The sequence below is a fragment of the Lysobacter sp. S4-A87 genome, from assembly GCF_022637455.1.
Classification (GTDB): Bacteria; Pseudomonadota; Gammaproteobacteria; order Xanthomonadales; family Xanthomonadaceae; genus Lysobacter_J.
Window position 1 is genome coordinate 2,965,015 of the sequence record NZ_CP093341.1, and the last position, 18,756, is coordinate 2,983,770.

At 66.1% G+C, this 18,756-nt stretch carries 21 protein-coding genes; 10 read left to right on the forward strand and 11 right to left on the reverse strand.

The annotated features are described in order from the left end of the window. Positions 1 to 40: 40 nt before the first annotated feature. Positions 41 to 1,126 carry a LysR family transcriptional regulator gene (locus MNR01_RS13260; protein WP_345779013.1) on the reverse strand — a complete coding sequence of 362 codons (1,086 nt, stop codon included), beginning with the start codon at positions 1,124 to 1,126 and terminating at the stop codon, positions 41 to 43. On the opposite strand from MNR01_RS13260, the gene MNR01_RS13265 reads away from it, so the two are divergent. Then, positions 1,119 to 1,748, forward strand: a complete 630-nt coding sequence (locus MNR01_RS13265; protein ID WP_241918243.1) for a TetR/AcrR family transcriptional regulator — start codon at positions 1,119 to 1,121, stop codon at positions 1,746 to 1,748. The two genes, MNR01_RS13260 and MNR01_RS13265, sit on opposite strands and share 8 nt — an antisense overlap. Positions 1,749 to 1,762: 14 nt before the next feature. On the opposite strand, the gene MNR01_RS13270 is transcribed toward MNR01_RS13265, so the two are convergent. The 3 genes from MNR01_RS13270 to MNR01_RS13280 all read right to left on the reverse strand — a co-directional run bounded on the left by MNR01_RS13270 (position 1,763) and on the right by MNR01_RS13280 (position 4,597). Continuing rightward, the gene (locus tag MNR01_RS13270) at positions 1,763 to 2,410 is read right to left on the reverse strand and encodes an alternative oxidase (protein WP_241918244.1); all 648 of its coding nucleotides are present in this window, start codon (positions 2,408 to 2,410) and stop codon (positions 1,763 to 1,765) included. Positions 2,411 to 2,490: 80 nt separating this feature from the next. Continuing rightward, positions 2,491 to 3,522, reverse strand: a complete 1,032-nt coding sequence (locus MNR01_RS13275; protein ID WP_241918245.1) for a DUF2955 domain-containing protein — start codon at positions 3,520 to 3,522, stop codon at positions 2,491 to 2,493. Positions 3,523 to 3,535: 13 nt separating this feature from the next. Beyond that, the gene (locus MNR01_RS13280) at positions 3,536 to 4,597 is read right to left on the reverse strand and encodes an HlyD family secretion protein (protein WP_241918246.1); all 1,062 of its coding nucleotides are present in this window, start codon (positions 4,595 to 4,597) and stop codon (positions 3,536 to 3,538) included. Positions 4,598 to 4,862: 265 nt separating this feature from the next. On the opposite strand from MNR01_RS13280, the gene MNR01_RS13285 reads away from it, so the two are divergent. Both MNR01_RS13285 and MNR01_RS13290 read left to right on the forward strand, forming a co-directional pair. Beyond that, complete coding sequence (locus MNR01_RS13285; protein WP_241918247.1) at positions 4,863 to 5,510, forward strand: TetR/AcrR family transcriptional regulator C-terminal domain-containing protein; 648 nt, start codon at positions 4,863 to 4,865, stop codon at positions 5,508 to 5,510. Further along, a complete protein-coding gene (locus tag MNR01_RS13290; protein ID WP_241918248.1) occupies positions 5,479 to 6,627 on the forward strand; it encodes a TetR/AcrR family transcriptional regulator C-terminal domain-containing protein in 1,149 nt (382 codons plus the stop codon). The genes MNR01_RS13285 and MNR01_RS13290 overlap by 32 nt, the downstream gene beginning before the upstream one ends. A gap of 75 nt (positions 6,628 to 6,702) precedes the next feature. Here MNR01_RS13290 and MNR01_RS13295 read toward each other — a convergent pair whose 3' ends face one another. Then, the gene (locus tag MNR01_RS13295) at positions 6,703 to 8,709 is read right to left on the reverse strand and encodes an alpha/beta fold hydrolase (protein WP_241918249.1); all 2,007 of its coding nucleotides are present in this window, start codon (positions 8,707 to 8,709) and stop codon (positions 6,703 to 6,705) included. A gap of 260 nt (positions 8,710 to 8,969) precedes the next feature. Between MNR01_RS13295 and MNR01_RS13300 the strand changes: the two genes are divergently transcribed. Then, complete coding sequence (locus MNR01_RS13300; RefSeq protein ID WP_241918250.1) at positions 8,970 to 9,335, forward strand: hypothetical protein; 366 nt, start codon at positions 8,970 to 8,972, stop codon at positions 9,333 to 9,335. Positions 9,336 to 9,436: 101 nt separating this feature from the next. Beyond that, positions 9,437 to 9,880 carry a hypothetical protein gene (locus MNR01_RS13305; protein WP_241918251.1) on the forward strand — a complete coding sequence of 148 codons (444 nt, stop codon included), beginning with the start codon at positions 9,437 to 9,439 and terminating at the stop codon, positions 9,878 to 9,880. Between the two features lie 45 nt (positions 9,881 to 9,925). Here the strand turns inward: MNR01_RS13305 and MNR01_RS13310 are convergent, their stop codons facing one another. From MNR01_RS13310 to MNR01_RS13320, 3 genes are all read right to left on the reverse strand, one after another. Then, positions 9,926 to 10,507, reverse strand: coding sequence for a manganese efflux pump MntP family protein (locus tag MNR01_RS13310; RefSeq protein ID WP_241918252.1), 582 nt, complete (start codon positions 10,505 to 10,507; stop codon positions 9,926 to 9,928). Positions 10,508 to 10,564: 57 nt separating this feature from the next. Beyond that, positions 10,565 to 11,236, reverse strand: a complete 672-nt coding sequence (locus MNR01_RS13315; RefSeq protein ID WP_241918253.1) for a protein N-lysine methyltransferase family protein — start codon at positions 11,234 to 11,236, stop codon at positions 10,565 to 10,567. 277 nt (positions 11,237 to 11,513) lie between these two features. Beyond that, positions 11,514 to 11,924, reverse strand: a complete 411-nt coding sequence (locus tag MNR01_RS13320; RefSeq protein ID WP_241918254.1) for a hypothetical protein — start codon at positions 11,922 to 11,924, stop codon at positions 11,514 to 11,516. Between the two features lie 282 nt (positions 11,925 to 12,206). Here MNR01_RS13320 and MNR01_RS13325 point away from each other — a divergent pair, with 282 nt between their 5' ends. Beyond that, positions 12,207 to 12,737 (forward strand): DUF4136 domain-containing protein, encoded by a 531-nt coding sequence (locus MNR01_RS13325; RefSeq protein WP_241918255.1) that lies wholly within the window; start codon positions 12,207 to 12,209, stop codon positions 12,735 to 12,737. Positions 12,738 to 12,749: 12 nt separating this feature from the next. Here MNR01_RS13325 and MNR01_RS13330 read toward each other — a convergent pair whose 3' ends face one another. Next, positions 12,750 to 13,580 carry a hypothetical protein gene (locus tag MNR01_RS13330; protein ID WP_241918256.1) on the reverse strand — a complete coding sequence of 277 codons (831 nt, stop codon included), beginning with the start codon at positions 13,578 to 13,580 and terminating at the stop codon, positions 12,750 to 12,752. A 173-nt stretch (positions 13,581 to 13,753) separates the two neighbouring features. On the opposite strand from MNR01_RS13330, the gene MNR01_RS13335 reads away from it, so the two are divergent. From MNR01_RS13335 to MNR01_RS13350, 4 genes are all read left to right on the forward strand, one after another. Beyond that, positions 13,754 to 14,641 carry an iron-containing redox enzyme family protein gene (locus MNR01_RS13335; RefSeq protein ID WP_241918257.1) on the forward strand — a complete coding sequence of 296 codons (888 nt, stop codon included), beginning with the start codon at positions 13,754 to 13,756 and terminating at the stop codon, positions 14,639 to 14,641. After that, positions 14,638 to 15,057, forward strand: a complete 420-nt coding sequence (locus MNR01_RS13340) for a VOC family protein (protein ID WP_241918258.1) — start codon at positions 14,638 to 14,640, stop codon at positions 15,055 to 15,057. Before MNR01_RS13335 ends, MNR01_RS13340 begins: the two co-directional genes overlap by 4 nt. A gap of 12 nt (positions 15,058 to 15,069) precedes the next feature. Then, positions 15,070 to 16,446 (forward strand): aspartate aminotransferase family protein, encoded by a 1,377-nt coding sequence (locus MNR01_RS13345; protein ID WP_241918259.1) that lies wholly within the window; start codon positions 15,070 to 15,072, stop codon positions 16,444 to 16,446. A gap of 140 nt (positions 16,447 to 16,586) precedes the next feature. Next, a complete protein-coding gene (locus tag MNR01_RS13350; protein ID WP_241918260.1) occupies positions 16,587 to 17,078 on the forward strand; it encodes a transposase in 492 nt (163 codons plus the stop codon). Between the two features lie 80 nt (positions 17,079 to 17,158). On the opposite strand, the gene MNR01_RS13355 is transcribed toward MNR01_RS13350, so the two are convergent. Next, a complete protein-coding gene (locus tag MNR01_RS13355) occupies positions 17,159 to 17,902 on the reverse strand; it encodes a putative DNA-binding domain-containing protein (protein ID WP_241918261.1) in 744 nt (247 codons plus the stop codon). Further along, complete coding sequence (locus MNR01_RS13360) at positions 17,895 to 18,752, reverse strand: DUF692 domain-containing protein (protein WP_241918262.1); 858 nt, start codon at positions 18,750 to 18,752, stop codon at positions 17,895 to 17,897. Before MNR01_RS13360 ends, MNR01_RS13355 begins: the two co-directional genes overlap by 8 nt. Positions 18,753 to 18,756 lie beyond the last annotated feature (4 nt).

An 18,756-nucleotide genomic window follows, 5' to 3' on the forward strand; every position in this document is an offset into this window, starting at 1 on the left:
GCGTACTCCCCGGCGGACACCTGGGCAGCTTCGCCCGGCTTCAGCACGGTTCGCGGATGCGGCTGGTCATGAAGTCGACGAAGGCGCGGATACGGTTTGGCAGCTGCTTGCGACTGGGATAGCAGATGTAGTGGCTGCGGTCATCCGGCGCGATGTCGGCCAGGCAGGTCACCAGTTCGCCGGAGCGGACGGCATCGCGGACCTGGCAGGCCGCCAGCTGGGCCAGTCCGTGGCCATCGAGCACGGACTGCAGAACCAGCGCGGTATCGTTGAAGACGATACGGGCATTGGGCGACAGGCTGCGCGTGTGTCCGTCGGTCTGGAACTGCCAGGCCTGCAGGCGGCCGTTGGGCAGACGCAGGTTGATGCATGCGTGCCGCGCCAGTTCATCCACCGACGCCGGCAAGCCGTGCCTGCGCGCATAGTCGGCAGACGCGCACACCTGCATGCGCACCGGCACCAGCTGCCGGGCAATCACCTGGCTGTCCTGCAGGGGGCCGTCGCAGAACGCCACGTCGATCCGGTCGGCGGCGAAGTCCACGACGCCTTCATCCAGCAGCAACTCGACCGACAGCTCGGGGAACCGCGCCCGGAATTCAGACAGCAACGGCGCTATCACCTGCCGCCCGAAGCCCTGGGTTGCCCTGACTTTCAGCTGCCCGCGCGGAGGGCCGTCGCGAAGGTCGCGCACGCCTTCCATGGCCGCGACGATCCTCTCCACACCGGGGCGGCAAGCTTCGTAGAACACCTCGCCTTCGCCGGTAAGCGACACGCTGCGCGTGGTTCGCCGCAGCAGCCGCGCGCCGAGCTGTTCTTCCAGTTTCTGCACGCTGCGACTGACCGCGGACCGGCCAATGCCCAGCCGATCAGCGGCGCGGGCGAAGCTGCCCTCGCTGGCCACGGACACGAAGGCGATGACGCCGGCGCAACTGGTCGAGAAGCATGCGGCCAGTGGTTCGGCTCGGGTTGTCGTCGACTGCGGGGAGGGTACTGGCATGGTCGGATCGGAAGCCGTGGCGATCCTGCGAAGGAAGTTGTCGATAGGTACCAAACGGTACCGTTGATCCGTAAGGTAATTGGCGGTACCGTTCGTGTCAAGCCAGGAACGCACCACGCCAATGCCCAAGGAAGCATCCCGCCGCACTCGTCGAAGCTCCAATGAGCTGAGGGACCAGATCCTGGATGCGGCCTGCGAGCTCTTCCTCCGGGACGGCTACGCGACCACGAGCATCGATGCGGTGATCGAGAAGGTCGGGGGCTCCAAGCGGGCGATCTACAGCCATTTCGGCGGCAAGGAAGACCTGTTCGCCGCGATCATGACCAACCTGTCGGAAGAGGCGTTGGAAGCGCTGCCGGATGCCGAGGACTCCGCCGGCGACGACGTTCGCGAATCGCTGCTGATGTTCGCCCGCGCGATCATGCGGATCCTGATGGATCCGCGGACGGTGGCGCTGTACCGGCTCATCATCGCCGAGGGCACGCGCATGCCCGGCCTGGCGCAGGCATTCCTCGACAATGGCCCGCGCCGCGCGACATCGGGCCTGGCGCAGTTGTTGAAGCGGCATCGCGATGCCGGCCTGCTGGACATCCCGCGCCCGACGGAAGCAGCCGAGCACTTCGTCGGCATGCTGCGCGACGACGTCTACCTGGAGGTCGTCCTGGGCGTCCGGCCACCACTGGCGGAACGGGTGTGGAAAGCGCGGGTGACGCAGGTCGTGGACATCTTCCTCGACGGCACGAGGGCCTGAGGCCCCCGCAGCGGTTACAGCGTTTCCGTGGCCGGCACCGAGTGCCCCTGCTGTCCCGCGATGGCATGGTTCACGTCGCGATGGCCTGCCTCGTCCTCGCGCACCGCGATGACCACCTCGCGCAGGCGAGCGTCGGGCGACAGCTTCCAGTACTCGATGGCGATCAGCGGTGCCGGCACGTTGTCGATCCGGCCCGCGTCGATCTCCTCCAGGTAGCGCGTGTAACTCACGACCGCTTCCTCCTCGAAATAGCCGACCAGGCGGTGCGCGGTGCGCGAGGAGACCAGGTACAGCAGCAGGTAGAACGTGAAGAACAGCGCCTGCGCGACCAGCACCATCATCCGTTCGAACCAGCTTGGCCGCGCGATCTCCATGAACGTCATCAGGTGCATGCGCTCGTTGTCGGCTTCGCTCAGCAGTGTGCGGATCCAGCCCTTGTCGTCGAGCATCCAGCGCAGGCAGCGCAGGTGCAGCAGCGCGCCGCCGACCATCCCGGGTACGGCCGCGACCGTTTCCAGGACGATGGCCCTGTTTCCGTAACGCTTGGCGAACAACGTGTCGGCGAAGAAGCGCAGCACGCGCGTGGTGCCGTAGGCAACGCGGTCCGACAGGGTGCGGACCGGGTGGTGCAGGTCGACGGAAATCGGTGAGGTGGGTTTCAACTGGATTCTCCGGGGCCGGAACCAGTGCCGGCCGATGGTGGGATCAATTACCGGTGCCGCCCGGACGATTCCAGCCGGGCTCAGGTCCGCACCGGTGCGATGCGGGTGGCGGCAAACCGGTTGAGGACGGTTTCGACGGCGAACATGCACAGCAGCATGGCGAGGATGGCGACTGCGACCGAGCTTAGTCGATAGAGCGATACGCCATAGAGATCCGAACTGGGCGCCAGTTGGCCCATCAGCACGGCGATGGCGGTCGCTGCGCTCAGGCCGACTGCCGGTCCGGCGTTCTCGCGCACGTGCATGGTCGCAAACAGGAGCGCGCCTATGCCGTACAGCGCCAGGACGAACACGGCGTTGCCCAGGTGTGTGTACAGCAGCAGTTGCACGGCGAGCGCAAACACCGTGCCGAGCAGCGTGCCGACGACGCGCGTCCAGGCCGCGCGCCGGCCACCGGCCAGTGTCATCGGGAACAGGATCAGGACCGTGGCGGCCTGTGCCGAGGGCGAATCGCTCAGGTCCAGCAACTGGAACGCAACGAAGGATACCGTCGCGCAGACTCCGCCCAGCATCATCTGGTGCCGCACGAACGGCACGGGCCTGGGAGGTCCCGGCGGCTGCATGGGCCGCCGCTCCGGCAGCAGCGCATGCACCGCGGCCGACAGGAAGGCGGCGATCAACGTCGCGATGAACTGCGCGGCAAACAGATCGCGCACCGGCACGAACGGGTAGCTCGCAAGGTGCACGAGCACCGACGTCGAGACCATGGTCAGGGCGCCGAAGAGGAAGAACGGCCCCAATGCCATCAGCCGGAAGCAGAAGACGGCCAGCAGGAAGAAGGCGCATATCGCCAGCACCGGCGACACGTTGCCCAGTATCGCCAGCACGTTGGCGGCCGCGATGCTCACCACGCTGCTGGCGATGAACTGCGCAGCCACGCGGAACTTGTAGAACGGCACCAGCCCCAACAGGAGTACCGGATACAGCGCGAAGAACACGCCGAACGGCCAGTCCAGCGCTTTCGCGATGGCAAGCCCGGCCAGCGTGCCGATCGTCAACCGGCACGCCTGCCGCCAGGCGTCCTCGCTGATCGCCAACGGTTGGCGGGCCATTACGGCGGGTGCGTCAGTAGACATAGTGGAGCAGGGTGATCACGCGTATCTGCACGCGTCCCAGCCAATGCCGCAGGCCGCTGGATTGCGGATGCAACTGCACCGTGGCGCGCGCCCCGGTGATGAGCTGGCGGGGCGGCGTCTCGAGCAGGCGAAGGTTCACGCGCACGCGCTCGGCGTCGCGGACCCAGCGGTCGCTCTGATCGGTGGAGGCGAGGCGGCCGTCCGGGTCGATCTGGCCGCGGGCCACGCCGGCATCGAGCGAGGTGACCACGGCATCGAACAACCGGCCCGGCAAGGCATCAAACGCGACCTGGGCCAGCGTTCCGTCTTCGACGTGCAGCAGCGCCTTCTCGCGGAAGTCCGCCTGCAGGTTGGGGGTGGTGCTGATCAGGGCCACCTTCGGCGCACCGGCCTGGGCATAGGCGCCGGCTTCCAGTCGCATGTTGCTGACGATGCCCGGTGCCAGGGCGAACACTTCCGAGCGGCGCAGGTTGAGTTGCGCGTTGGCCAGGACATTGCGCGCGCGGCGCAGCCGAAGGCTGCGGTCGCCATCGCTGCCACGCTGGGCACGGGCGGCATTGAGTGCGGCCCGCGCGGACTGCAGCGCAGCATGGGACACGTCGGAACGTGCCTGGGCCTGGTCCAGGGCCGAGCGCGATACATAGCGCTCATCGACCAGTTCGCGATAACGGCGAAGCTCGCGCCCGGCATCGTCGGCGTTGGCCTGGGCGCGACGGACCTCTGCAGTGGCTGCCGCAATCGTGGCATCGAGCTGCGTGTTGTCCTGCATGGCCTGCTCGACCAACAGCTCGGCATCGTGGACGGCGGTGCGATAGGTGTCGGGGTCGACCCGGAACAGCAGCTGGCCGCGCTCGACCTTCTGGTTGTTGCGGATGCCGACATCGACCACGCGGCCGCTGACGTCGGGAGCGACCTGGGTCACGTGGTAGGTCAGGCGTGCTTCGGGCGACACCGGCATGTGGATGTCGGCGACGAGGTAGTAGAGGAAGCTCAGGCCGGTCAATGCCAGCGAACCGAGCATCCAGGCACGAAAGCGGGCGTCGGGGCTCATTTGCGGTGCTCCTGGCGGGATCTGCGGACCGTCCAGGCGTCATGGCTGGCCGGGCGTGCGCGAAATCTAGATCCCGGCGCGGCAAGCCGGAAGACAGCTCCGCGTAAATTCGGTGTTTCCCGTCCGGCATCAATGCCGAACCGCCGCGCAACGCGGGGCCCGGCGCGACTGATGCAGGACGGGAAACACGGTGCTGATGCGCCGACGCCTTCAGGCGCCGAACGCGACGTCCTACGATCCATCGGCTCCGACGTGGGCTGACCCGATGACTGCAATTGAAGAACCGACCCGGCGGCCGAGCGACCGCCGCTGCGCAATCCTCCAGGAAGTGTCGGACGCACTTCGCATGGCCAACGATGGTGCGACCAGCATCGAGGCATTCCTCGCCGGCACCTCCGTGTCGCAACGGGAGGTCATCGACGAATTCGGCAGCATGGATGACCTCGTCATCGCCCTGGTGGAGAACATCGTCGCCTTCATGCTCGAGCCACTGGACGAGTCACCGACGGAAGCGACCTTCATGCGCCAGCTGGTCGCCTACGGCCGTCGCGTCACGGACGAGTACGCCGACCTGCGCCTGAAGAACCTCTATCGGATCGCGATAACGGACACCATCCGGGATTCGCGCATGAAAGGAGAGTTCTATCGGCGCGGACCCCATGTCGTGCAGAGCGAGCTGGCCCGGTTCTTCCGCTCCGCGCAGCTGGCCGGCGTGAGGCTCGATCTGGACAGTCGTCGCCTCGCCGGCCACTTCATGGCCTATCTGCGCGTCGGCTGGGACTTGTCTGGCACGGGCCCGCAAGCGGATGGATCACAGCCTGCGGACGGCGTCGGCCGGCGGGTCGAGGGGTTTCTCAAAGGCATTCGACCGGAATCGAACGATGCGTGCACTGCTGTCCATGATCAACGCTGAGCAGATTGGTCGCACGGCGGTGACTATTCCGCGGCCGGTGCGCGGCACGTGGCCGATCACCGATGCGAAGGACACCGACGCCATCGAAGTGGACGCCAATGGATCGCCGGTATCGATCGAGGCCAGCACCTGGTTCATCTGCTTCGTGCCCGGGCTGAGGCGGCAATGGTGGCACCGGTTCGCCGATGCCCGGCACAAGCACGTCTTCGCGCTGCGGTCACTTGGCGATGGCAACTGGCTGCTGGTGGAACCGTGGTGGACGCGGTTGATGGTCAACGTGCTCACCCTGGACCAGGCGGTGAAGTTCCTGCGCTGGGGCGCGTCGGGCGACATCCTGAAGGTGCGCGAATCGATACCCGGCCGTGGCAGCCAGATGCGCGGATGGTCGAACTGCAGCGTGCTGATGTCGTTCCTGCTGGGACGCTCCTACTGGACGTGGACGCCGAACGGCCTGTTCCGCAAGCTGCGACGGGAACCCGACGTGGAGCAGGTCAATGTCCACCAGCTCCTGCGCGAGTACTTCCTCGTCGAGGCGAACAGGAATGCCAATGCAGCGCTGAAGGCCTCGCGCGTCCGCCAGGGCGAGCGCTTCGACGAGGTGCTGGTCGAGCTGGGAATGCGGGTCTTCAGCGCGATGACATCGTCTGCGGCGATCGGCTTGCACAAGGCCGCTGTCTCCGAGCATGGCCGATTCGGCGATGCGGCCGATGCGTTCTGGACGTTCGGCCCCGAGCGTGCCGTGGAACACATCCGCGGTGTCCTGCTCGATCCCAGGATCCGCAGCGAAGTTCGCCCGGATGATTGCGATGCCGCCGCGCGGGCGTTCCTTGCAATGCTGCGCAGCAACCTCTACCTGGAAATCGTGTTTGGTCTGCGCCCGTCGCTGGACATGGGCGAGGTCCGTGAGCACGTGATGTCCGTCGTCGACGTGTTCCTGCGCGGAGCGTGGCTGACGGGTGCCTTGCCCGTCGCGTCTGTTGCGGAGCCGCGTGCCCTGGTTTCGGATGCCGGCCCGCCGGCCGCCAACCTGCTGATCCATGAGATCGGAGCCTCGGTGCGTGAGTCGGTCCGCAGCGACGACTGGCAATCGGTTTCCGCATGGGCCGAGGCGCTGTGAAGCGAGTACTCGACTGCCACCGGCTTGTCCTGGGCGCAGGCATCCGGGCGGATCCGCCAGGCGTGGGAAGCGCATTCAGAGCCGGGCGTGCTGGCGAATGTCCTCGTGCAGGATGCGCCGCAGTTCGATGATGCTGGCGGCGTCCTTCTGGACGCTGTGGTCGGAGATGACCGCCACCTCCGATGAAGCCGACGGCAGATGCGAACTCCAGTAAGGCACCAGCCCATCGGTCGACGCCTGGAGCGGGCCATTGCCGTTTCGCCGGGCGATGATGGAGTGGCATTGCACGGCGGGCGAGATCGGCATCTGCGCGACCGCACGGATGAAGGGGCTGGCGGCGTCGAGATTGCGGACACTGTTGGCCAGGTCCTTGCGCTTGCGTCGGTTCGCCGGGCCGGGAGCGTCCAGCAGCTGACGCACGCCGCCGGTCAGCTCCGCAGGCAGGCGCAACGGCGCCGACAGCGTGCGTGCCCACCAGCTGCCGGCAGCGTGCGTACCCCGATGCGGCGTTGCCAGGAAGATCACACGCCCGGCATTGGGAATGGGATCGAAGACCAGCGCCGGCCTGACGCTGGCAAGCACGCGCTTGAGTTCGGCATCGTCGAGGTCGTGGTCGTCGCGCACCATCTGCACCAGCGCGTCGCCGGACGATGACACCATCAGGCGCGCCATCATGCCGCCCATGCTGTGTCCGACCAGCACCATGTCATGGGACGCCACCGATGTGCCGTCGGGGTCGAAATGGTGGAGCGCCGATTGCAGGGTCTGCCGGATCGCGTAGTGGTTGAACACGAGGGGGACGTTGGTTGGGTAATAGACCTGCCATATCTGGAAGTTCTGCCGCAGTTCCTCGTCGCCCATCAGCTCGTTTGCAACGTTGGCCCAGCCCTCCGGGCTGCTGGCCAGGCCGTGCAGCATCAGGATGATGCGGCGGTCCGGATCGAAGGGCTGGATCATGTAAAGGTGCGGGCGATCGATGCCGTTGGCCCGGCCCAGCAGGCTGTCGAGCGACTGCTGATAGAACCCCGAACGCGCCAGCCACCATCCATAGCCGGCCGTGAAGTTGGCGGCGAGCGGCACCGATTGTCCCTGCAGGTTCACTGCCGAATGCCGGTACGGGTCGAGCAGGGTCAGCGTGGCGTCGTGGGTGGCCAGCACCTGGGCCAGGTCCTTGCCCGGGAACCGGGTCAGCACGGAGATGACCGGTGAGTTCATCTCGCCCCATACGCCCTTGCCCCATTGCGATGGTTGCAGACGCGTGCTGCCGAACTTCAGTGGTGGCATGGCGTTGCCGACGCTGCGAGGCGACGTGGGTGTCACCGCCAGCAGTTCGGCGCCGAGGCCGTCGCGCCGGTAGATGCTGCGCAAGCCGGCGAACGACAACGACGAGGCCGGGATCAGCTCGCTGGGGCGCCTGGCGTTTCCGGGGAACCGGATCCCGGCCATGTCCACCTGCACGTTCCAGGCGCCCAGTGTCATGTGGTCCCCGGTCCCTGACCGGGGGGTATGCCTGGCCAGCGCAAACAGGATCCGGGCCGCGTTCTCGGTGGCGAGGTTGTAGTAATCGCGCACCTGCGTCTGGCGTTCGTCGAAGGCGCGGTCGGATGACGCGCGCTCCGTTAGAAACAGGTAGGCGTAGCTGTGGCGTGCCGCTTCCATCCACGAATCGAGCAGGGCAGCGTTGCCGGCATCCGTGCTTGAGTTCATGGCGCTTGAGTTCATGGCGCTTGAGTCCATGGCCATCGCGTGCGCGATCCACAGCTCGGCCAACGCCGACTGGCGCTTCTCTTCGCTGATGCCGGGGCTGGCGACGAGTGCGTCGATGCAGGCGCGCGAAACGCTGGCGCAGGGGCCTTTCGCCAGACCGGTCACGTTGAACGTCTCGCGGGTCGCCACGCTGAGCCTTCCGGTCGTGATGGTGTCGCCGCGCTTGAGTGCGATGTAGCCGGCCGGCGTCATCGGGCCGGTGCTGACTTCCGGCTCCCACAGCGCCGTCACCACCAGCAGGGCCACGCCCAGCACCACCATCACCAGCAGGGCCGGCAACGCCAGTTCGATCTTGCGGGCAAACAGATGCTTCATCCGTACTCCGGCCACGGTCCCACCAGCTGCCCGCCGCGCGTGCATGCCCCCGCTCGCGTCGCTCGCGCCTTCGAACGTGCAGTTCTAGGCATTCCGGCCGCCGATGGGTAGCCCGGTCCGCGGGAATTCATTGTTGATGCAAAGGCATCAATGCGCCCGCGGCGCAGACAGCGGCAGCGAAGCTCCATTCCGACCAGTCTCCGACACCTCGAGCCGCAGACTCAGTGGTTTGAACGGACGCCCTCCGGGGCGGTTGTGCAGTGGCTTCCTGGACTTCGCTCGATCTCGCCCGCTACGTCGTCACCACCTTGGTTCTGGCCTGGGCGGGCTTCGCCATCGTGCGTTCCCAGAAGCCGTTGCTCGTTGCCGGACGCGGCTGGCTGTGGGTCACCCTGACCGCCGCGATCGCACTTGGCCACTGGCCGGTGAACTTCTGGCTGGACAACCCGCTGATCTGTCCGATCGTGGTGTCACTGCTCTACCTGGTGTCGCTGATCGGGCTGGCGCCTGACGACACGGTCCTGACCGCCAGTACATCGCCCGTATCGCACTGGTTCCAGCGTGGCCTGGTCGCCGCGATGGCGGGGACGATCGGCGGCGTCATGCTCTGGACCTTCTTCCTGTAGTCCAGCCGGGCCTCCGGCGGAGCGCCTGGGCCGCCTGGCTGTCCGCTTTGCGGCCCCAGCGCCGTTGCATGAGCTTGAGCTCATCGCCCTGGGGAACCGCCATGACCACCTGCCTGCTGCGCCTGTCCGCTATCGTGCTTGGCGTCGCGGTCTCAGGACCAGGCCTGTGCGATGCGCCCGGCACCACGACGCAGACGCTTCCGGACAATGCCGAGTCCCGCTTCCAGTTCCTCGATGCCAATCGCGACGGCGTGCTGAGCAAGTACGAGTACGACAGCGAGGTCGCCTTCGAAACGGCCGACAGCGACCACAACATGCTCATCTCCGCACAGGAGCTGCAGGAGATCCTGGGGCCGCCGGTGCAGGGAGTGCCAACCGCGGCGGACCGCCTGATCGTTGCCGACCTCGATAGCGATGGCGAACTCGACGATGGCGAGCTGCGTCGCGCGCTGGAGATGCGGTTCGGCTGGCTCGACCGAAACAGCGACGGCAATCTCGACCTGGACGAAATGAAGTCGGGATTCGGCGTTCGCGTTCGTCCCTGATCGCTGGGTGACGCCCGTACCCGTCGCCGTCAGTCCCGGCTGCGATCAGCCGGCTGCGGCATGCAGGTGTTCGTAGAGGATCGTGGCGCCCACCAGGATCAGGATGACGCCGCCGGCCATCTCGGCGCGCTTGCCGATCAGCGTGCCCAGCACCCGGCCGGCCATGATCCCCAGCGTCACCATCGTGACGGTGCACAGTCCGATGACGACGGCCACGATCAGGATGTTCACCTCCACGAACGCCAGGCCGACACCGACGGCCATGGCGTCGATGCTGGTCGCCAGGCCGGTCAGGGCGATCGACCACAGCCCATCCCTGCGTCCGCCGACTGCCGCTGCTTCAGCTGCATCCTGGTCGGTCGCGGCCTTGTAGATCATGTGGAGTCCCAGCGCCCCGAGCATGCCGAAGGCGATCCAGTGGTCCCATGCCTCGATATGGCGCGAGGCGGCAGTGCCCAGCAGCCAGCCTATGATCGGCGTCAGGCCTTCGACGACGCCGAATATCAGCCCGATTCGCAGCGCTTGTGGCCAGCGCGGCCTGAGCATGCCCGCGCCCTTGCCCAATGCCGCGGCAAAGGCATCGGTGGACATGGCCAGGCCCAGCAGCACGATCGATACCGGATTCATGACGAGGCACTCCGCGTGGCCGATCAGGGTGCTCGTGTCCGCGACGCGCGGCAAGCCTCAATCCGGTTTTGCGGGCGCGCGGCGCGAGTAATGCAGCAACCGTCCCCGGTACGGTGGCAGGTCGTTGTCGTCCATCGGGCAGCGCTCCTCGACCAGCACGAACCCCTGCGTTGCCAACAGGCGGGTGAAGCGGGTGCTGTGGCCGCGGCCGGGATCGGTGACCACGATTTCGGCCGCCGGCAGCGCATGCCTTTCGACCACGTTTGCCAGCAGCAATGCGTGATCGAGTTCATACAGCACGTCGCTGGCGATGATCAGATCGAAATGCCCCAGCGTCGGTAGCGGTACGTCCCAGAGCAGTTGCCGATAGTGCAATGCAGGCAGCGCGTTGAGTGCAGCGTTGTACGCGAGGAAGGACTCTGCCAGCGGGTGCATGTCCGATGCGACGACGTTCGCGCCGCGCCATTGCAGCACCAGGCTGGCCAGGCCGATGCCGCAGCCCAGCTCCAGGACGCGCTTGTCGACAACGTCGAAGCGGTGCATGGCCTGCGCGAGCAGGCGTCCGGCCGGCCATACCTGGCCAAACAGGCTCCACTGCGCGGAGGAAATGCCCAGCCGCTCGCCATGGCCGTCGGGGTCCGAGTACTGCTGCTTGTCGCTGAGAACACGCAGGCGATAGTCGTGCCCGCCGACGAGCTCGATCTGGTTTCGGGTTGTATAGCCCGGCATCTGCGCTCCCGGAGGCCTCGGATGGAGGCGGGTAGGTCGGACGTGAAGGGGAGCGAGGAGGGCGGGCGCCGAGCGGCCGAACGAACGCGCGAAGTGGGCGGTTGCGCGATCCATGCTACACCGCGCCCGGCCGCGGCCGCTCATGAACCTGACTCGGGTCCAATCAACCTCCGTAGCCCGGGTAAGCGGAGCGCACCCGGGTTCGCGCTTCCACGAATCCGTCTGCGTGGAGAGGGACCGACGCGCAAAAGCCCCGGGTGCGCTGCGCTTACCCGGGCTACTTTGCGTAGGAGATTGTTACGTCGGCGGCGGTCTTGTTCTGCTTGAACACGCGAGCCGATCCGAGTCCTGAGACTGTCAGCGCAGTTTCCGAATCCCAGCGGACCTTCAGCGGGATGTCGCCGCCCACGATCAGCGTGTTGCCGGGAATGTTGGCCAGCTGGGCCGATTTCGGGAGCACGGCGACCTGCGTGTTGCGTTCCGTCGTTGGGCCGCAGTTGCGATGGAACACGATCGCCCGGAACTGCCCCGACGGCGATGGCGCGACGCTTACCTGCTCGTTGTGGCACTTGTCGCCGCAGCCTGTAACGGCAATGGCCCATACGGCGACAAACAGACCTGGAAGTGGAAGCTTCATGCTGGTGCCAGCCTCGAACAGTGAGATTCGGCGGTCGACTTCGTGCGTCATAGCGTCTCCCGCAGGGGTGACGGCGTCGTGAACGCACGGAGGTCGTCACGTCTGTTTCACATGCGCTGATCGGACGATTGCCAAGGCGCAATGCTTTCGAACCGCACTTTGGCCACCGGGCCGGGGGCCCACGAGTGCGTTGATCTCACGTCCCCGCGTCACCTCCCCGAATCCGGAGCACCCTTCATGAAATGCCTGCAGTCCTCCTTGCTCTTCTGCGCCCTGTCGCTCTTCCTCGCGCCTGGCGCCGCGGCTGTACAAGAGCCGGATGCATCGGTCCAGGTGTCAAAGTCCGCGACCTCCCTGCCAGGCGCCCGCTACGCCTGGGTGGCCATGCCACCGCAACTGGCGGCAGAGTTCGACACGCGCGTCCAGGACCCGAAACTGCGACAGCGCATGGAGGCGTCGCTGGACAAGGCGCTCCAGGCCAAGGGCTACCGGCGCACCGAAGACATCCGCCAGGCCGATATCGCCGTTGCCTACCGCGTCGGCGTACGTGACACCGAGGAAACCACGGTGCGCGACACCGGCTTGGCCAGCGCGAACGAGGCAGGCGTCCAATGCAAGGCCGGTGGTTGCTCGCAGATCGTGACCAAGGGCGCCAACGGCGTGCCGGCGGTGAAGCTGGATACCAAGGATATCGTCGAAGGCGGACTGCTGGTGGAAGTGCTGCAGCCGGACGATATCCGGGTGCTGTGGCGCGCCCTCTATCGCGGATCGGTGCAGGCCAAGCACCGCGGCCCGGTCAACCTCGATGATGTCGCTGCAAAAACCCTGGCGGAGCTGCCTGGCGCTTCGAAACGCACGCCCTGACCTGCGCAGGCATCAGGGCCGGCCGACCCCTGGTGCGGCAGGCCGACTGCCATGGCCTCCGCGCAACCTCGCGCGGATCCGCCGTAATGGTGCCTTCAGCGGAAGCGCGAGGTGCCGGTAGAACCACGAGATCACTCGCCGCGAAGCGGGTACCCGGCGCGCCAGGCCTTCCTCGATGGTGTAGAGGCAGGGCGCGCAGGTTCCGCAGGGCCGGCCACGCACAGGCGTGTGGCAGAACCACGTCATGTCCATGATCTCGCCCCAGCCTTCGGCCTGTGCCTGCCGGTCGATGCCGACCTTGTCGATGGCGAACAGCGGGAAGCTGAAGTAGCGGAACAGGCGGTACTCGGCGGTATCGGCATGGCGCGAATCGACGCGAACGCTGCTGTAGCCGTCCGGGTGGTCGAACTGCTGGGCGTACGGACGCACCAGTGCCTGCACCTTGTCGTCGACGTGCACGCCGAGTTCCATGTCGCCGATCGCGTGGTGCTTGCAGAATGCCGGCAGCCACGCGTACTGGCTGCCGATGAAGCTGCGCCTGCGGATCTCGCGGAGTGCGGCGTTGATCTCGTCATCATCGACGACATCACCCACCGAAGCGACACGGATCGGCCCGAGCAGATCGCGTGTGTGCGGGTACATCGCACGCAGGCGCTCGCCGATGCAGACCATGGTCTCCAGTTCGACCTGGGTCGATGCCCTGGTCGGGTCCTCCAGGTAATAGGGTGCGACCGGAACCCGATGCGTCAGCAGAAGCTGAAGCAGTCTGAATGTCGAATCCCATCCGCCGGTCCAGAGCAGGTTGACGGTGGATCCGCGCGCTGGTTCGCCTGACGCTTCCATCGTTGGATCGTAACTCCGGTGATTGCGCTTTTTGATGTCCAGCTATAACGCACGCCTGGTAGTGAACGAACGCTGCATGGCGTTGCGGCGATTTCCAAACGGGGCATGAACCGCGCGGGCATCAACATTGATGATGAATACGCGTGAGGTGCAATGAAGGCACGCATCATCCAATGGGTGATGAACAATCGCGCGAAACTGCGACACGCTGGTCAACGCAGAGTGAAATGCAACCGTGCTGTGAGAAGTATGCTCGCGTCGAACTCTCCAGGGTTGGACGAATGACATTGCTGAAGAGCTTGGGCGCGCAGGCAACACCCTCTTTCGAATCCGGCGTGATGCACTCCGGTGCGTTGGATCGACAGAGCTTCTGGCAATTCGCCGACGCTGCGAAGGAGGCCACCGAAGCGCTGGCCGCGCAGAAGATGGCCGTATTGCCACAACTGTCCATCGAAGACCTTCGCCAGGTCTGCACGCAATACCGCTTCTTCACCATCGACTACATCAGCGACCTGGCCCTGCTGGTGGCAAAGCTTCCCTTCGGCGGGCTGCGGAGTCTGTTGAGCGAGATCCTGGCCGAGGAACTCGGTGAGGGTGACCCGGACAAGGCACATCCGGCCATCTACGACCGCTTCCTGGCGACCATCGGTGTGGAGCCGGCACAGCTGCACCGCTCGCTTCCGGCCAATCGCGCGAATCTTGATTCGCTGACGCGGCAGCTGTCGGCCCGCAGTTCGGCATTCGGTGTCGGGCTTCGCGGAATGGGCGGCGAATGCCTGTGCCAGACCTATCTTTCGGTCATGTTTGAGCACCTGCAGACCCATCCCTACATGCGCGAGCATGCCGATCGCATCGACTGGGAGTTCTGGACGATCCATACCGGCGAGCAGGACATCATCCACGGCGAGTTGACGCGCCAGGCCATCGACGACTACATCCGGCACGAACCCGGAGCGCTCTCTGAACTTGCCCAGGGTTACGAATGCAGCATCACCGCCTGGAACCAGTTCTGGCAGAACATATTCGACGCCTGCCGCACGCGCCCGGGATCGGTGTCATGAGTTCGATCCCGCAGTTCCACCTGGCCTTTCCGGTGCGCGACCTCGACGAGGCGCGCGGCTTCTATGGCGACGTGATCGGTTGCCCGCAGGGCAGGAGCGACACCAACTACCAGGACTTCGATTTCTTCGGCCATCACCTGGTCGCGCACCTCGGCGGCGATGGCCAGCCGCTGCTGGACAGCCGCTTCGACGGCGAGGCCGTGCCGGTCCCGCACTTCGGCATGAACCTCGACCGCCAGGCATGGGAGGCGCTGGCCAGGCGCCTGAAAGCCGCTGGCATCGCCTTTGCCGAGGAGCCCCATCTGCGGCTGAAGGGCAAGCCGGGCCAGCACGTGACGATGTTTCTCTTCGATCCCTCGGGCAATGCGCTAGAGTTCAAGTCGTTCGACGACCCGGAACAGACCTTCATTCCCTGAGTGCGCAACGCCATGCGTGACGTGAACCTTGATAGCGTGCCCGGCGCGGGCGAAACGCGGTCGGCCGCTGCCCGCGACGACCGACTGCATGTCCTGCATTCGTGGTCCTCGCACGGGGCGCTGGATCCTGTCGTCGTTACCGGCGCGTCGGGGCTCCACTTCCACGACGAGAGCGGGCGCCGCTGGCTCGATTTCTCCAGCCAGCTGGTCAACGTCAACGTCGGTCACCAGCACCCGAAGCTCATCGCCGCGATCCAGGCGCAGGCACAGACGCTGTGCACGATCGCGCCCTACCACGCCAACGAAGCCACCAGCGAAGCGGCGCGGCTGATCGCGGAGGTCGCTCCGGGCGATCTCAACCGGGTCTTCTTCACCAACGGCGGCGCCGAAGCGATCGAGAACGCGATCCGCATGGCGCGCCTGCACACGGGACGCCACAAGGTCCTGACCGCATACCGCAGCTACCACGGCGCGACGGCTGGAGCGATCACCGCGACCGGTGATCCGCGCCGCTGGGCGTCGGAGCCGGGTGCTCCCGGTTTCGCCCGGTTCTGGGGTCCGTACCCGTATCGCTCCGCATTCCACGCAGCCGACGCCGAGCAGGAGTGCGAGCGCGCGCTGGCGCATCTGGCCGACACGATCATGGTGGAGGGCGCGCAGGGCATCGCTGCGATCGTGCTGGAACCGGTGATCGGTTCCAGCGGCGTGCTGGTGCCACCCGACGGCTACCTGCAAGGCGTGCGTGCCCTGTGCGACCGGCACGGCATCCTGCTGATCGCCGATGAGGTCATGGTCGGTTTCGGTCGCTGTGGCGAATGGTTCGCGATCGATCGCTGGAAAGTCGTGCCTGACCTGATCACGTTCGCCAAAGGGGTGAACTCGGGATACGTGCCACTGGGCGGCGTGATCATGAGTGACGCGATCGCCGCCAGTTTCGAGTCGCGTGCCTATCCGGGCGGATTGACCTACTCGGGCCATCCCCTGGCCTGCGCGGCAGCAGTCGCGTGCATCGGGATCTACAAGGAGGAGGGCATCATCGAACATGCCCGACGCCTGGGTGACGAGGTGTTCGCACCGGCGCTGAAGGCAATGCAGGCCCGGCACCCGTCGGTCGGCGACGTGCGCGGTCTCGGTGCGTTCTGGGCGATCGAGCTGGTGCGCGATCGCGCGACGCGCGAACCGCTCGTGCCGTTCAACGCCGCCGGCGCCGACAACGCACCGATGGCGGCATTCGCCGCCGCCTGCAGGCAACGCGGACTGTGGCCGTTCGTGGTGGGCAACCGTTTGCACGTGGCGCCGCCGCTGATCATCGACGAGACGACGTTGCGCGAGGGTCTGGCGATCATTGACGAGGCGCTGGAGACTGCCGATCGCTATTGCGTCGGGTAGGTTCCCCTTCCCCGGGTGCGCTTCGCTTACCCGGGCTACGCCTTCATTCCTACCCGTAGCCCGGGTAAGCGAAGCGCACCCGGGATCTGACGCCGCCTAACATCCGCCAGGCACACGGATCAGTGCCGAGGCCCGCCAGGATGGTGCGATACCGCCGCAACCACGTCGCCGGAGCGACGTACTTCTTCACCGTGACCCTGCGCAACCGGCGCGGCGACGCGCTGGTTCGGAACATCGACCTCCTGCGTGAATCCTGGCGATGCGCTATGAAGCGGGTGCCGCACGAAGTCATAGCCGCGGTGGTACTACCCGACCACCTGCATGCGGTACTCACGATGCAGGACAACCGCGACGACTACTCGCGCCTGTGGCAGGAGATCAAGAAAGGGTTCACTCGGCGCCTTGGCGCACCGTCGCCCTGGCAGTCCCGCTTCTGGGAGCATACGATCCGATCGGAGTCAGACTTGTCGGCACATGTGGATTATGTGCACTTCAATCCGGTGAAGCATGGATTGGTTGCGTCGGTTTCGGCTTGGCCACAATCGACGTTTCATCGATATGTGCGAAGCGGGCAATTGCCGGCCGATTGGGCGGGTAGCAGGGAGTTTCCGCAGGGTTTCGGTGAACGGTGAGGGCGTCCCGGGTGCGCTTCGCTTACCCGGGCTACACGCGGCCGGTAGCCCGGGTAAGCGAAGCGCACCCGGGGACGCAATCACGCCACGGTCCCGATCACCACACCCTGCGCCCGCAATGCCTGCAACAGCTCCCGCCCCTGCGCAAGCACGGACTCGGCATCGGCGCCGGTCTGCGCCGCGAGCGTCGCCAGATGCTCTCGCCCTGTCCAGGCGTTGGCCTGCAACGAGGCCAGCAGGCAGTACGCCAGCGGCGCAATGCGCGTGAAGCGCACCTGATGCCCACCGTCGCGATGCACCAGCAGCGTTGTCGGCGCGTCCGGCGCGATGCGCGGCACATGTCCCGGTCCGATATCCGTCACCGGCCAGCGGTAAGCCAACGGCAAGGCGAGCGGCGACAGCACCGGCACGCCTTCCATCAGGTCACCGTCCGGGTCATGTCCGGGCGCCTGCGCATCGCTGGTGAACAGTGCCTGCTCGACCCATTCGTAATGCGCCAGCTCGGGCAGCCACGGCGGGATGTCATCGCCGCCATCACGGCCCTCGAGATAGTCGACGAACTCGCCGGCAATCTGCGGGAACAGTGGCGTGCGACTGCGATGGCCGGCATAGAACGCGCGGACCAGCACCCTCCAGCGCTTGTCGCCCAATGTCTCGCGTATCACCGGGAATCCAGCCGCCAGCAAGCCTTCGATGGAGTTGAAGAACAGCTCCCGGTAAATCCGCAGGCGCCGCTCCTCGAGTCCGGGCGGAGGCGCGTGGGTGGCCGGGTCGCGCAGATGCTGCGCCAGGGCGAACTGCTGCTCGCGAAGAACGTCATGCATGGATCTGCTCCAGCAGGCGATGGCGGTCGGCGTGCGTCGTCTGCATCATGCGGATCCGCCAGGTTTCGGCCAGAAGCTCCGCCAGTGGTGGAAAGTTGAAATCGCGCTCGAGCAACGTGGGACGCACGCCGAAGCGGCGGTAGGCGCTGTCCAGCAGCGACCAGACGTCGCTTTTGACCGGTGCGCCGTGCGTATCGACCTTCAGGTCGATGTCCTCATCGAAATGGCCGGCGATGTGGTACGACGCAATCCGCTCGCGCGGCAGCTGTGCCAGGAACGACTGCGGGTCGTAGCCGTGGTTGATGGAGTTGACGTAGAGATTGTTGACGTCCAGCAGCAGGTCGGTGTCGGCCTCGGCCAGGACAGCGTTGATGAAGTCGATCTCGGCCAGCGCCTGGTAGGGCGCTGCATAGTAGGAGACATTCTCGACCGCGATGCGGCGGCCAAGCACGTCCTGCACCTGGCGGATGCGCGAGGCGACGTGGACGATGGCCTCGTCGGTGAAGGGGATCGGCATCAGGTCATACAGCTGTCCGTCGTCACTGGTGTAGCTCAGGTGCTCGCTGTACAGCACCACGTCGAAGCGGTCGTTGAACTCGCGGGTGCGCTTGAGCAGCTCCATGTCGAGCGGCTCACTCCCGCCCAGCGACAGCGACAGGCCGTGGGCACTGATCGGGAAGCGCGTCGACAACTGCCCCAGCTGCTCGCCGAACTTGCCGCCCACGCCGATCCAGTTGTCGGGAGCGACCTCGAGGAAATCCACGGCGCCGTCGTCCATGGCCAACAGTTCGGGAATCAGCCCGCGGCGCAGGCCCAGGCCGGCGGATGTAGGGGTAACGATGGAGCGCATGGCG